Below are 14,142 nucleotides of genomic sequence, written 5' to 3'. Positions count from 1 at the left end.
CCATCGCCACATCTCAGGAGATGACCTTGAGTCTCACCCCGTCAGGTCTCGGGCTAGTACTCGACCCCGCCCCTACGGACAATCTGGCGAGCGCCTGCCGCACCGCCGCGACCCGTACCGGCGCCGCCCTCGTACGAGGGCTCGATCTCGACGAACCAGCCTTTCAACGCTTGGTGCACGAGCTCGGCGACACCGTGCGGCACAAGTTCGGCGAGGGCCGGGCCGACCTGCTCAAGTTGAACGCCTCGGCAGACGAGGGAAAGGTGGTCACCGGGCGCGGCCCACTCCCGCTGCACACCGACGGCATCCTGGTAGGAGAGCAGACGGATCTGATCGTCCTGTACGCCAGCGAGTTCCGCGACGAACCCGGATCCGGCGAGACGACCGTCTGTGACCAGTTGGCGGCGTGGGCCGAGATGCCCGACGACCTGCGGCAGACGATCGAGACCGTAGGGCTGGAGTATCTGGTCGAGGATCGGGGTTACTTCCCGACCGTCCCTGACGACTGGTACGAGATCCCCACTGTCCGCGACTACGGTCGGGTTCGGTCCCTGAACCTGACGTTGCCGTTCCCCGCCGGCACCAACCACGGCTGGCAGGTACGGGTCAAAGGTGGCGACCGAGCCACCACGGACAATTTCTTCACCCAGCTCAGTGACTTCCTACACCGCCCCCGATTCCTTTACCAGCACCGCTGGCAGGTCGGCGACCTTCTCGTGATCGACAACCAGCGCACCCTGCACGGCCGCACCGCGATCGGTGCCGACGGGGTACGGCTGCTCCTGCGCGGACAGGTCACCCTCAATACGGCACGCCAGGACGATCCGCATGCTGCATGAGGCCTTCCAGGAGGTGGTTCGGACCCGCAGGGCAGCGGTGGCCGTTCAAGCCGTCGACGGAGAGGAGTTCACGTATGCCCAGCTGAGCGACCTGGTCGAGCGGGCGTCCACCGGCCTGCTCGGCGTCGGGGTGCAGCCTGGTCACCACGTCGCCACCCGGCTGCACAACGGCCCCGCATACATCGCGATCATCCTCGCCCTGGCTCGGCTCGGCGCGGTGCACCTGCCGATCAGCGTGCAGGCGAACCGGGATCGTCTTCGCTGGTCGCTGGCCCAGGTCCCGGTCCAACTCCTGATCCACGAGCAGCCCGACGACCTGCTCAACACCCCGGTCGACAGTCTCGGTGTCGACGCCCTCTTCGCCGGGTCCGCCCCGCGCGCCGTCGAGTCGCTGCCGGTCGGCTCTCGGTCCGGCGTCTTCCGGTTGCTGGAGACCACCGGATCCACCGGGGTCCCCAAGCTCGTCGCCTGGCGTCAGGAAGACCTGCTGGCCGATCGGCGGCAATGGCTGTCCTATCTGAAGGTGACCTCCGAGGACGTCTTCCTGACCATGCATCCGTTGGATGTGGCCCACGGTGTCGATGTGCACATGTTTCCGGCGCTCCTGGCCGGAGCCCGACTCGTGCTCTCCGACCCTGCCGCGCCTCCGGATCGGCTACTGAGCACTCTCGCCGAATCGGGCACGACCATCTTCAGTGCCTTGCCACGCCACTACCAGCTGCTGGCCGACACCGGATCAACCGCGTTGCCGTCGCTACGGCTGCCGCTCTGCGGCGGGGCCTATCTCAGCCCGGAGGTGATCACGCAGGCGCGCCGACACCTCGGAGTCCAGATCCGTCGCATCTACGGGTCCACGGAGTTCGGCATCGTCCTGGGCAACCTGGACGACGTCGCGCAGGAGTCCCGCGGCATGCATCCGCTGCCGGCAGTCGAGGTGACGCTGGAACCGCTCTCGGCGCAGATGCCGGCACTCGGTGAGATCCTGGCCCGTTCGCCCCACACCAGCATCGGGTACGAAGGCAACCCGGTCGAGACGGCACGGGCCTTCCGGGCCGGCTGGTACCGGACCGGCGACGTGGGCGAGCAGACCGAATCCGGCGAGTACCGCGTCCTGGGCCGAGTCGCCGACGTCTTGACCACCACGTCGGGACGACTGATCTTCGCACCCCAGCTCGAAGGCACGCTTCAAGCCGACGCCGCAGTCGGTGAGGCCGCGGTCCTACCCTCATCGAGGGGTGACGGGTCAGCCCCGCTGGTGGTGGTGACGCCGGCCGACGGAGCCTCGGTGCGGAACGTCGCCGCAGCGGTGCGCCGCCTCCTGGGCGAGCACGGTCTGGCTGACCGCGTACAGGTGGTCGACGAGCTTCCGCACACCCCGGTCGGAAAGCTCGACAAACCAGCCATCCTGCGCAGGTGGGGCTGAGCCGGATGGCTGGGCAGTCCACCGCCGAAGATTCGTGTGGATCACACCTGCTTGTCGGGCGTGGCCGGGCGGGCACGGACGTGCAACCGCTCCCCCTGCGGCCCGAAGAGACTGAGGGCTTCGGCGGTGCCCGGGCCAGGGTTGAAGAAAAGGTGCGGGATGCGGGTGTCGAACTCGGCCACCTCCCCCGGGGTCAGCGTCAGATCACGGTCACCGAGCAGCAGGCGTAGCCGCCCGGAGAGCACGTAGAGCCACTCGTACCCCTCGTGGGCCTGCGGGATTCGGCCCCCGGCGGACGGGTCCGGCGGGAAGATCTGCTTGAACGCCTGGACACCGCCCGGTCGGCGGGTCAGCGGCAGGTACGTCACGCCGTGGATGACGATCGGTTTGGGGCGTACCCGGGGGTCGCCGGTGGCGGGGGCGTCGACCAGTTCGTCCAGCGCCACCTGGTAGGCCCTCGCCAGCGGGAGCAGTAACTCCAGGGTGGGCCGACGGCTACCGGACTCCAGCCGGGACAGGGTGCTCACCGAGATGCCGGTCAGGTCGGCGAGCTGGGTCAGCGTGGTCCCGCGTTGGTGACGCAGGGCACGCAGCCGGGGGCCGACGGCCGCCAGCGCAGCGCTGTCCTCGTTTGCCATAACGGCAAGGATAGTTGCCACCTTGCCGACGGCGACGGATGGTGGGCGCAGCCGACGAAGCAAGAGGGAGATACCGGTGGACGAGACATACGACGTGGTGGTGGTGGGTGGCGGCGCCGCAGGGCTCAGCGGAGCCCTGGCGCTGAGCCGGGCCCGACGGTCGGTGCTGGTGATCGACTCCGGTGAGCCGCGCAACGCGCCGGCCGATCGGGTGCACAACTACCTGGGCCGGGAGGGGACGCCGCCGGGCGAGCTGCTCGCGATCGGACGGGCCGAGGTGGCCGGGTACGGCGGGCAGTTCCGCACCGGACGCGTGCAGGCGGCGACCCGGGACGACGACGGGTTCCGGCTGGGCCTGGACGGCGGGGAGGCGGTGCGGGCCCGGCGGCTGCTGGTGACCACGGGACTGACCGACGAACTGCCCGACGTGCCCGGCCTGGCCCAGCGGTGGGGTCGCGACGTGCTGCACTGCCCGTACTGCCACGGCTGGGAGGTTCGGGACCGCCGGATCGGCATTCTGGCGACCAGCCCGCTGAGCGTGCACCAGGCCGAGATGTGGCGACAGTGGAGCCCCAGCGTGCTGCTCCTCCTGCACGACTCCCCCGCACCCGACGCGGAGACCGCCGAGCGGCTCGCCGCCCGCAGCATCGCTGTGGTGCCCGGCCCGGTCGCCGCGGTGGAGGTGACCGACGACGCGCTCACCGGTGTACGGCTCGCCGACGGCCGGGTCGTGGCGCTCGACGCGATCGTGGTGGCGACGCGGCTGACCCCCCGCGCCGATGTGCTGGTGGGGTTGGGTCTGGCCCCGGAGGAGGTGACGATGGGTGAGCACGTCATCGGTGCCCAGATCCCGACCGACGCCACCGGCGCGACGACCGTCCCAGGTGTCTGGGTGGCGGGCAACGTGGCCGACATCCGCGGTCAGGTGATCACGTCCGCCGGGGCCGGCCTGACCGCGGCGGCGGCGATCAACGCCGATCTCATCGCCGAGGAGACCCGGGACGCGGTGGCCGCGTACCGGCAGTTGGTGGCGACGACGTTCGAGGAGCCGGCGTGGGAGGAGCGCTACCAGTCCCGCCCCTCGATTTGGAGTGGCCGGCCGAACCCGCAGCTGGTCGCCGAGGTCACCGACCTGGCCCCGGGGCGCGCCCTGGACGTGGGCAGCGGCGAGGGCGGCGACGCGGTGTGGTTGGCCGAGCGCGGCTGGCAGGTGACGGCGGTGGACATCTCCAGCACGGCGTTGAGCCGGGCCGCCGCGCACGCCGAGGCCGCCGGAGTGGGCGACCGGATCGAGTTCACCCACGCCGACCTACGGGACAAGCCGCCCACCGAGAAGGCGTACGACCTGGTGTCAGCGCAGTTCATGCACCTGCCACCGGCGGAGCGGCGGGAGTTGTTCGGCCGGCTGGCCGCGGCGGTGGCACCCGGCGGCGTCCTGCTGATCGTCGGGCACCACCCGTCGGATCTGTGGGGGTCGGCGCACCGGATGCACATGCCGGACGCGATGTACACCGCGCAGGACGTGGCAGCCGATCTGGAGCCGGCCCACTGGGAGGTGTTGGCGGCTGAGGAACGCTCCCGCCTCGCCACCAACCAGAACGGTGAGGACATCACCCACCACGACGCGGTCCTGGTCGCCCGCCGACGCTGACCTCGCGTCGAGGTGACCTGCGTCGATCATGGAGTGGTGCTGGATGACAAAGGTGGTGGAGCATCACCTTTCCGGCACCACGAGTCCATGATCGGCGCGGGATCGGGGGGACGCGGGACGCCAACGTGAGAGGTGGTGGGGCAGGACTTCGCATGAGGTCCGGTCGGCGGTAGCGTTGCGCCACACTGACGGCCCGTGGGGCAGGCGACCGCCGACCCTGACGCCCCGATCGTACGGAGGATGGTGCATGTCCATCGGCGCTGAGCCGCACGCAGCACGCGACGATGCGGCCTCCCGGCCGAGCTTCGAGCTCGCCCTGCGCGGATACGACAAACGCCAGGTGGACCGGCACCTGGAGCAGCTCGACGGCCAGATAGCAATGCTGAGCGGAGAGCACGGGCGCTCCGCGGTCCGCGTCCGTGAACTGACCGCCGAGGTGCAGCGGCTGCGCGCCGAACTGGCCGAGCTTCAGGAGCAACCCGTGCAGGTGGACCGCGCTTCGTTCCACGATCTGGGCCCGATGGTCGGCGAGATCATGGCGCTCGCCGAGAAGCAGGCCGGCATCATCACCGAGTCGGCCACCGACCGGGCCAACGAGCTGCGCAGCGAGTCCGAACGGATCCTCGCCGACACCCGTGAGCGGGCCGCCCAGGCACGTCAGGATCTGGCCGAGGAACTGGCCGCCCGGCGGGCCGAGCAGGAGCAGGCGCACGAGGAGCGGCGCACCCTGGCCGAGGCCGAACTGACAGCGATCCGCGAGCACGCCGAGCAGTTGCGGGCCGACGGTGAGGCCGCGCACGAGCGCGCCCAGCACGAGGCCAAGCGGATCACCGAGCAGAGCGCACAGCAGCTCAACCAGACCCGGGTCGCCGCCGACGCGCTGATGAAGTCGGCCCGTACCCAGATCCAGCAGGAACTCCAGTCGACCCGCTCCAAGCACCAGCAGGAAATGGCCCAGTGGCAGGCCAACGTGGAGCGAGAGGTCAACGAACGGCGTACCGCCGCCGAGCAGGACATCGCCGAACAGCAGGCTGCCGCCGAGCAGGAGCTGGCCGAGCAGCGCAGCGCGACCGAGCAGCAGATCGCCGCGCTGCTGGCCGAGGCGCAGCAGCACGTGACCGAGCTGCGCAACCGCGCCGACGAGCAGGCCGCCAGCCATCAGCAGCAGCTCGCCGCCCTGCAGAAGGAGCTCGAGGAGCGCCGGCAGGAGGCCGCCGAGCTGAACGCCGAGCTGGACACCGGCCGCCAGCAGCTCGCCGAGATCCGCCAGGAGGGCGAGACGCTGGAGAACGAGCTGTCCCGGATGCAGCAGCGACTCAGTGAGGTCCGTCGGGACCTGACCGCCGAAAGTGCCCGGTTGGACGAGGCCCGGCGGGCCGGGGACTCCGCCGAGCGGCACGCCAAGGAGGTCCGCGCCCGCGTGCAGCGGGAGGCGAAGCGGGTGGCCGACCTCGCCGCCGCCGCGGTCATGGCCGCGGCAGCCGGCGGTACGGAGACCGCTGAATACCCGATGGTGGGTTCCCGCTCCAGCGCCGACCGGCCCGCCCCCGAGCGGGTAGGCGTCGAGCGGCTCAACGTCGACCGCGTCGGCGTCGACCGGTACTCCGCGGAGCGACCCACAGTGGACGACGCGGACGCCGACCGCGCCACTGCCGAGCGCGCCCCGCTCAACCCCGCACCTGCCGATCGGAGCCCGACCGAGAACGGCTACGCCGACCTGACCCCGGTAGGACAGGCCACTGGCGACCGGGCCCCGGCGGAGCAGGCGAATGACGAGCAGGCGGACGCACCGGCGGTGGCGGACGAGCCGACGACGTCCGAACCTACGGCTGCCCGGGAGGTTGGCGCCGACGACGCCGAGCGGACCTTCCCTCGGCACATCGGCACTGACGCACCGACGCCCGTACCGTTCCTGGCCTTCGGGCAGCCGGTCAGCGAGAACGGCGCCGCCCGGCACTAACCTCAGCCACCGTTGCACCCCACCCCACCCCACCCCCGCCGATCTTGCAGTTTCGGTCGCCGAGATGCGCGGAATGCCCCCTACGTCGGGACAGTTAGTGCAAGATCGCGGAATGGGGGCGGCCCGGGCGGATTCTGCGCGGAACCGGGTCGCCGCGTCCGGTCGAGCTGGCAGGCTGGGCTGGCCGCCGCGCACCAGCGGTGGCCGCCGGCCTGGCCGGTGACCGAGAGGAGCGCGCCCGGTGACCGACCAACCGGAGGAGTTCGACCTGCTCGTCGTCGGTGGCGGCAAGGCCGGCAAGACGTTGAGCATGGACGTCGCCCGATCCGGTCAGCGGGTCGCCATGGTCGAGCGCGGCATGATCGGCGGCAGCTGCATCAACGTCGCGTGCATCCCGACGAAGGCACTGGTGACCAGCGCGCGGGCCGCCCGCCAGCTACGGGACGCGTCGGCGCTCGGCCTGACGGTGGAGGGCGGCCGGGTCGACATCGACCTGTTGCGCGCGCACAAGCAGGACGTGGTCGAGGGGATGGTCGCCGCCAACCGGCAGCAGTTCCTCGACTCCGGCCTGCACCTGGTGATCGGCGAGGCCCGGTTCGTCGGCCCACGAACCGTACGGGTGGCACTCGCCGACGGCGGCGAGCGACTGCTGCGCGGCAGCGACGTGGTGATCAACACGGGCACCCGCCCCCATCTGCCGTCGGTGCCCGGGATGGCCGAGGCCGGGGTGCTCACCAGCGACGAGTTGCTGCACCTGGATCGGCTGCCGGCCCGGCTGGTGGTGCTCGGCGGCGGCACCGTCGGGGTGGAGTTCGCGCAGATGTTCGCGTTGTTCGGCAGCGCGGTGACAGTGGTCGAGGGTGGTCCACGCCTGCTCACCCGCGAGGACCCCGACATCAGCGACGCGGTGATGCGCGTCTTCCTCGATGATGGCATCGACGTACGGGTGGGTGTGGCGGTCGCGCGCGTCGACCGGGAGGCCGACGGCTCGCTCCGGGTGACGCTGGACGACGGCAGCGTGGTGATCGGGGACGACGTGCTGGTGGCGGCCGGGCGGGAACCGGTCACCGACGGGCTCGGCCTGGACGTGGCCGGCGTACGGCTCAGCGACCGGGGCTTCGTGGAGGTCGACGAGCACCTGCGCACCAGCGCCGAGCGCACCTGGGCGGCCGGGGACGTCGCCGGCAGCCCGCAGTTCACCCACGTCTCGTTGGACGACTACCGGATCATCCGGGCGAACCTCGCGGGGGGCCAGCGCAGCACCGCCGACCGGCTGATCCCGTACACCGTCTTCACCACCCCGGAGCTGGCGCGGATCGGGCTGACCGAGACCGGGGCGCGCCGCGCCGGGTACGACATCCAGGTCGCCCACCTGCCGGTCGCCGCCATCCCCCGGGCACGCACCCTGCGCCAGACCCAGGGCATGTGGAAGGCGGTCATCGACACCAGCACCGACCGGATCCTCGGTGCGGCGCTGCTCGGCGCCGAGGCCGGTGAGGTGATCACCTCGGTGCAGCTGGCCATGCTCGCCGGGATGCCGTGGACCGCCCTGCGGGATGCGGTCATCACCCACCCGACCATGACCGAGGGTCTCAACCTGCTCTTCGCCTCGCTGGAGTCCAGCCCGGTCCGCTGAGCCCCGCGAGGCCCGCTCCCGCAGCGGCGGAACGGCTACCCGGCGATCTCGTCGCGTACCCGTTGTTGGAAGGCGCGGGCCTGTGCCCCGGTGGGCGGCGGCCCGCCGTGCCGTGCGGCGATCGCCTGACGGATCACCTCGGCCCGGTCGCCGGCGTCGATCAGCCGCTGGCCGGCGGCCATCTTCGCCAACCAGACGCCGTCGCGGTGGCGCACCAGTGACCGGCAGGCGCCGAGTACGGCGTCCTCGGTGCCGGGCGCGGGTTGGTCGGCCGGCGGTGTGGGCAGGGCGAGCCACCAGGACAGCGCCTCGATGAGCAGCCGGCGCAGGTCGGCCGGGGCGAGGTCGGCGAATGCCTCTCCGGCCGGCGGGCCGAGCAGTGGGAGTCCACTCTGGTGCAGGATGCTGCGATCGAGGCCGTACCAGAATCGGCCGTCGGTGACCGGGCGGTCGGCGGGGTCGAGGGTGCGCCGGAACGGCATGCCGGCCCCGGTGTTCAGTTCGACCTCGAAGCCGGGCTCCGGGGTGCCGGAGGCGGCCACCGCCCGGTCGTAGACGACCAGCTCCAGTCCGCGTGCGGGGCAGGGCAGCGCCTCGTGCCGCAGCCGGGCGACCAACGTCCGCTTGGCGGTGTCGGTGAGCGGCCCGGCGCTGAGCAGCGCCACGTCCACGTCGCTGCGGCCGGGTTGGTACGCCCCCAGCCCCACCGAGCCGGCCGCGTACGCGCCGACCAGGTCGGCGCCGAGCACGTCCCGGGCGGTGCTGACGAGGTCGTCGAGGTAGCGCTGAAGATCGGAGTCCACGGGCCATCATGACGCACGGGTCGGAGCCCGACGGGACTACCCCGCGTAGAGCAGCAGCAGACCGGCGACGGTGTAGGCGACCATCAGTGCCAGCAGGGGTAGTTGGCCGGCCACCGCCCGGGCCCGGGGGAACAGGTACAGGGCGCGGTCGTGGGCGAGCAGCGTGCCGAGCAGGTGCCCGAGGATGATGACGGTGATCTGGAGGGTCGCCACCCCGGAGGGCGTGATCAGCGCGGTCTGCGGCTCCCAGTCGGCGGTGCCGAGCCAGTTGGCGCCGGTGCCCAGGGGGTCGGAGAGCAACGCGACGGTGCGCTGGCCCTCCAGGATCAGCAGCGAGTAGTAGTGCGCCACCACGTACCCCACCGCGATCGGCACGATGGAGTGGGCGATCTCGCCCGGCACCCCGCGGGCCTCGGCCGCGTCGGCGCGACCGATGCGCGCCGCGGCGCCGGTGGCGGCGAGGTACGCGACCGCGACGGCGGCGATGACGAGGCTCAGACCGACGCTGCCGGTGACGGCCGGGTGCAGGCCGTTCTCCTGGCCGAAGCGCAACCAGCCCGGCGCGTTGGAGAGGCTGTCGTACATGGTCGAGCCGAGCAGCACGATCACCACGGCGACCAGTCCGGGGCGGGGTCGCAGGCCGGCGATCCCGTCGAGCGGGTTGCGCCAGACCAGCACGCCGTCGGCGGCCCGGCCGAGCGGGGCGAGTTGACCGATCAGTGTGCTGTACGCCTCGAACGGGTCGGCGTGGTCGAACCAGCCGGCGCCGAACAGCACCGCGCCGGCCAGCAGGACCACCGCGTACCCGGCCAGCCAGGCGGTGATGACCGGCAGGGTGGCCCGGTCGGGGGCCACCAGTTCCAGCCAGACGAACCCGAACACCGTGGCGGCGGCCGGCCACCAGCCGACGCTGTCGGGCAGCTCACGGAGCCCACGGTTCGGGTCGCGCCGCGCCGCCAGCGCCGCGAGCAGGTGCACCGTGCGCAGCGGGTTGACCGCCCGCCAGATCGGGCCGAGCAGCAGCGACAGCGGGGCCAGCCCGACCCAGAGCAGCACGTAGAGTGCGCCGGCGGTCGGGTTGTCAGCGGTGTCGGGGCCGCCCAGCAGACCGAGGCAGAACCAGGCGGCGGCGAGCAGGCCGAGCCCGCGCAGCGCCCACCGCAACGCGGGCGCGTCGACGAGTCGGGCGAGCCAGCGAGGCACCGGGCGACCGCCGGCGGCGTCCCGGTCGAGCCGGGGTTCGCGCCAGAGCAGGCCCAGCGCCACGAACGTGACGACGAGGGTCAGCGCGGCGGCGACGACGAGCTGCGGCAGCGTGATCGGCAGGTCCTGGCGGCCACCGACGCCGTGTGCCAGCAGCGTGGGAGCGGCCGTCATGTCGTTCAGCGGACGACGAGCTGGAAGAGCACCAGCTCGGAGTCGTGCGTCTCCACCTCGAACAGCCCGGTCTTGTCGGCGCGGAACTCCACCGAGCCGGGCGTGCCGGCCGGCAGCCGGGCGCCCAGGTCGTAGCCGTGCACGTGCAACTCGTCGGCCACGTCGGAGGTGACGGTGATCCGGACCAGCTGGCCCTTACTGACGGTTACCCGTCCGGTCGGCGGATCGACCCGCTTCTTCGCGATCGTGACGGTGATCTGTTGGTCCACCGCGGCGGTGCTGGCGGAGGCGCTGGGCGTGCCGGTGGCCGTCGGGGTCGGCGCGGTGGGGGTGGCGCTCGACGGGGCGACGGACGTGGGCCCCGGCGAGGGGGTGGTCAGCGAGGGGTCGTCGTCCTGCCCGCAACCGGCGAGGAGCAGGGCGCCGAGGGTGGCGGCGGCGAGGGCGGCGGCGGTCCGGGTGGCGGGGGTACTGACGAACACGGGCGGACTCCGAACGACGCGAGGAGGACGGGTGTCGGGTTGATCGTCGGGGAGGAGAACTCTACGTCTTGTTCGGTGCCGGGGAAATGACCATGATGAACGAATGCGATCGAAGCTGGTCACTGTGCGTAGGGTCCTGAGCCGTGTCGTGGCGGCGCTGGCGGCGACCCTTGTGGTGTCGTTGCTGCTGCCTGTCGCCCCGGCGTCCGCGCACGGCCAGCTGGCGACCTCCACCCCGCTGAAGGGCACTGTCGTACGCGAGCCGCTGACCCAGTTGGCGTTGTACTTCACCGAGAAGCCGGCGTCCAACGCGCATTTCGCCATCAGCGGTCCGGACGGGTCGCGAGTGGACAACGGGTGGTCCTACGGTGAGCCGAAGCGACTGGACAAGCCGGTCACCGAGTACTTCATGGTCAACGGCGTGTTCGAGCCACGGCTCTACCACACCGGCTTCCCGGCCATGGTTACCGTCGCGCACTGGCCGGCGAAGGGTCGCTACACCGCCAGCTACCTCTCGGTCGCCTCGGACGGTGAGGCGGTGCGGGGCGAGGTGACCTTCGACTACCAGGGCCCGGGCACGCCGGCCCCGGCCGGCTGGTCGGCGCCCACGGCGGGGCCGGATCCGGCGCTGCTCGCCCAGGCCGAGGGCGAGGGATCGACCAACCCGGGGGCCACCGGCAGCCCGGTCGCCCCTACCGGCGCTGCGGCGGACGATCCGGCCGGCGCCACGCCGGAGCAACGCGGGGACGGCTTTCCGGCCTGGTTGGTCCCGGCCCTGATCGTCGTCGTGGTCTCGGCGATCGTGCTGGTGGCCGCCCGTCGTCGGCCCGCGGCGCGCGGAGCCGCCACTGTGGATCGCCGATCCGTCGGCGGGGCGGGCCGGGGCGGAGCCGCAACCCGCACGTCTGCCAACCCGACCCGGAAGAGCGGCAATCGAGCCGGCGGTCCGGCGCGGCGCGGACAGCGTTAGACAGTCGCAATAGCCGGGCACTCTTCGCGTACCGTGGCGAACTTTCGCACGGACATAGGAAACTTTTGATGTATCGAGGCGAAGCCATGGACAGTCCAATCGAAACGCCTTAATGTTCCGAGCCATCCACCCGGTGTTTCCGCAACGTCACTCGTCGGCGTCGAGGACGTTACGGAGCCGGGCCGACGGCCATCCTCACCGCTGATCCACGCCGGCCGTCGGACACTCCACTGCCTCCTGGAGGAACGATGGGCACACGCCTGCTACGCCGACTCCACCATCCCGTCCTGGGTGCGCTGGCACTCGTCCTCGCCGCCGGTCTCTGGGCCGTCCCCGCCAACGCCGCTCCCGCACAGGAACCGGGTGTCACGCTGCGCGTCTTCGACGTGCAGGTGCCGCTGTCCGAGCTGTGCACGCTCAAGCCCGCCCAGACCCCGAACGTCGACAAGCTGATGTCCACCATCAACTGGACCTCGGCGGCCGACTTCGGCTTCGAGGACAACTTCGTCTCGCAGGTGCTCGGCAACATCACCACCACCCAGGCCGGCAGCCACACCTTCCGGCTCAGCAGCGACGACGGCTCCAAGCTGTCGATCGACAACGCCGTGGTGATCAACCATGACGGCCTGCACGGTGCGACCCCGCCGAAGGAGGGCACCGTCACCCTCACCGCCGGCCTTCACGCGCTGCGCATCGACCACTTCGAGCGTGGGGGCGGGCAGCAGATCACGCTGGAGTGGAAGACTCCCGGTTCGTCGACCTTCGTGGTCGTACCGAACTCGGCGCTGAGCACCGACGCCGGCGTGGTCCGGGTGACCGCACCCGGGCGCAAGGAGTGCGAGGGTGTCTCCGACACCCCCGGCGACGGCCTGCCGCTGACCGGCGTACACCCCGGCTACACAGTGACCAACCTGCGGCCCAGCGGCTTCCAGCCGAAGGTCACCGGCATGGACTGGCTGGCCGACGGCCGGCTGGTCGTCAGCACCTGGGGCGGCAGCGACCAGTCCGGCACCTCGCAGGACGGCGAGGTCTGGATCCTCGGCAACACCGGCGGGTCGACAACCCCGGGCAACGTGACCACCAAGAAGATCGCCGGCGGCCTCAAGGAACCGATGGGGCTCAAGGTCGTCGACGGGGTGGTCTACGTGACCGAGAAGCAGCGGTTGACCCGGCTGGTGAACACCGGCGGTGACGAGGTGGCCGAGCGCCTGGAGACCGTCGCCACCTGGCCGTACGGCGGCAACTTCCACGAGTTCGCGTTCGGCCTGCTCTACCAGGACGGGTTCTTCTATCTGAACCTGTCGGTGTCGATCAACTCTGGCGGCGCCACCACCAACCCGCAGCCCGCGACCAACCGGGGCACCACCCTCAAGGTCAACAGGGACACCGGCGCGGTCAGCTACGTCGCCGGCGGCCTACGGACGCCACACGGCATCGGCTGGGGCCCGGAGGGCGGCATCTTCGTCACCGACAACCAGGGCGGCTGGCTGCCCTCGTCGAAGCTGGTGCACGTCAAGCAGGGCCGGTTCTTCAACCACTTCACGAACCCGGCGGGTCCGTTCGACACCGCTCCGGTCACGCAGCCGGTGCTGTGGATGCCGCAGAACGAGATCGCCAACTCGCCCAGCACGCCGCTCTACCTGACCAGCGGTCGCTACGCCGGCCAGTTCGTCATCGGTGACGTGACCTACGGCGGCCTGCAACGGGCGAATGTGGAGAAGGTCAACGGCGAGTACCAGGGTGCGCTGTTCCGGCTCACCCAGGGCCTGGAGGCGGGTGTCTCAGAGGTCAACGTCGGCCCGGACGGCGCGATCTACGTCGGTGGGCTCGGCGCGGGCGGCAACTGGGGGCAGACCGGCAAACTGTCGTACGGCCTGCAGAAGCTCACCCCGAACACCGCCACCACGTTCGAGATGCTCGCGATGCGCGCCACCACGACCGGCTTCGAGGTGGAGTACACCCAGCCGGTGTCGACGGCGACCGCCGCCGAGCTGGCCGCGCGCTACAAGCTCAAGCAGTGGCGGTACGTGGCGACGTCGAACTACGGCGGGCCGAAGATCGACGAGGAGACGCTGACCGTCACCTCGGCCACCCTCTCGGCCGACGGCAAGAAGGTCAGCCTCACGGTGCCCGGTCGCAAGGCCGGCCGCGTGGTGCACCTGCGCTCGCCGCGCCCGTTCACCTCCACCAGCGGCGAGTCCCTGTGGAGCACCGAGGCGTGGTACACGCTCAACTCGATCCCGGGCAGTCCCCCGCCGCCGACCGGCGGCACCATCACCGGCGTCGGCGGCAAGTGCCTGGACGTCGACAACGCTGGCACCGCCGACGGCACGAAGATCCAGCTCTGGACCTGCAACGGCACC

At 71.4% G+C, this 14,142-nt stretch carries 11 protein-coding genes; 7 read left to right on the top strand and 4 right to left on the bottom strand.

Going from position 1 to position 14,142, the window contains the following annotated elements; all coding sequences use genetic code 11:
* The first annotated feature begins 26 nt into the window (after positions 1 to 26).
* Both PSH03_RS08025 and PSH03_RS08020 read left to right on the top strand, forming a co-directional pair.
* Complete coding sequence (locus PSH03_RS08025; RefSeq protein WP_210786017.1) at positions 27 to 839, top strand: TauD/TfdA family dioxygenase; 813 nt, start codon at positions 27 to 29, stop codon at positions 837 to 839.
* The gene (locus PSH03_RS08020) at positions 829 to 2,262 is read left to right on the top strand and encodes a class I adenylate-forming enzyme family protein (RefSeq protein WP_238688708.1); all 1,434 of its coding nucleotides are present in this window, start codon (positions 829 to 831) and stop codon (positions 2,260 to 2,262) included. Before PSH03_RS08025 ends, PSH03_RS08020 begins: the two co-directional genes overlap by 11 nt.
* Before the next feature lie 41 nt (positions 2,263 to 2,303).
* Here PSH03_RS08020 and PSH03_RS08015 read toward each other — a convergent pair whose 3' ends face one another.
* A complete protein-coding gene (locus tag PSH03_RS08015; RefSeq protein WP_238688707.1) occupies positions 2,304 to 2,900 on the bottom strand; it encodes a helix-turn-helix domain-containing protein in 597 nt (198 codons plus the stop codon).
* Positions 2,901 to 2,976: 76 nt separating this feature from the next.
* On the opposite strand from PSH03_RS08015, the gene PSH03_RS08010 reads away from it, so the two are divergent.
* The 3 genes from PSH03_RS08010 to PSH03_RS08000 all read left to right on the top strand — a co-directional run bounded on the left by PSH03_RS08010 (position 2,977) and on the right by PSH03_RS08000 (position 8,147).
* Positions 2,977 to 4,551 carry a bifunctional NAD(P)/FAD-dependent oxidoreductase/class I SAM-dependent methyltransferase gene (locus PSH03_RS08010; protein ID WP_238688706.1) on the top strand — a complete coding sequence of 525 codons (1,575 nt, stop codon included), beginning with the start codon at positions 2,977 to 2,979 and terminating at the stop codon, positions 4,549 to 4,551.
* A 247-nt stretch (positions 4,552 to 4,798) separates the two neighbouring features.
* Positions 4,799 to 6,511: a coiled-coil domain-containing protein gene (locus PSH03_RS08005; protein ID WP_238688705.1), complete on the top strand. Its 1,713-nt coding sequence runs from the start codon at positions 4,799 to 4,801 to the stop codon at positions 6,509 to 6,511.
* 241 nt (positions 6,512 to 6,752) lie between these two features.
* Positions 6,753 to 8,147: a dihydrolipoyl dehydrogenase family protein gene (locus PSH03_RS08000; RefSeq protein ID WP_238688704.1), complete on the top strand. Its 1,395-nt coding sequence runs from the start codon at positions 6,753 to 6,755 to the stop codon at positions 8,145 to 8,147.
* Between the two features lie 35 nt (positions 8,148 to 8,182).
* Here PSH03_RS08000 and PSH03_RS07995 read toward each other — a convergent pair whose 3' ends face one another.
* The 3 genes from PSH03_RS07995 to PSH03_RS07985 are packed head-to-tail and all read right to left on the bottom strand — an operon-like array spanning position 8,183 to position 10,809.
* Positions 8,183 to 8,950: a nucleotidyltransferase domain-containing protein gene (locus PSH03_RS07995; RefSeq protein ID WP_238688703.1), complete on the bottom strand. Its 768-nt coding sequence runs from the start codon at positions 8,948 to 8,950 to the stop codon at positions 8,183 to 8,185.
* A gap of 36 nt (positions 8,951 to 8,986) precedes the next feature.
* Entirely contained in the window at positions 8,987 to 10,327 is a 1,341-nt protein-coding gene (locus tag PSH03_RS07990; protein WP_238688702.1) for a hypothetical protein, read from the bottom strand.
* A 5-nt stretch (positions 10,328 to 10,332) separates the two neighbouring features.
* The gene (locus tag PSH03_RS07985) at positions 10,333 to 10,809 is read right to left on the bottom strand and encodes a cupredoxin domain-containing protein (protein WP_238688701.1); all 477 of its coding nucleotides are present in this window, start codon (positions 10,807 to 10,809) and stop codon (positions 10,333 to 10,335) included.
* A gap of 103 nt (positions 10,810 to 10,912) precedes the next feature.
* Here PSH03_RS07985 and PSH03_RS07980 point away from each other — a divergent pair, with 103 nt between their 5' ends.
* Together PSH03_RS07980 and PSH03_RS07975 are read left to right on the top strand one after the other, a co-directional pair.
* The gene (locus PSH03_RS07980) at positions 10,913 to 11,779 is read left to right on the top strand and encodes a copper resistance CopC family protein (RefSeq protein WP_238688700.1); all 867 of its coding nucleotides are present in this window, start codon (positions 10,913 to 10,915) and stop codon (positions 11,777 to 11,779) included.
* Positions 11,780 to 12,027: 248 nt separating this feature from the next.
* Positions 12,028 to 14,142: PA14 domain-containing protein (locus PSH03_RS07975; protein WP_238688699.1), on the top strand; the 2,115-nt coding region annotated here is incomplete at its 3' end.

Source organism: Micromonospora salmantinae (genome assembly GCF_022230905.1).
Taxonomy (GTDB): Bacteria; Actinomycetota; Actinomycetes; order Mycobacteriales; family Micromonosporaceae; genus Micromonospora; species Micromonospora salmantinae.
The sequence above is the reverse complement of the archived record's forward strand: the minus strand, read 5'-3'. Positions and strand labels throughout refer to the sequence as shown.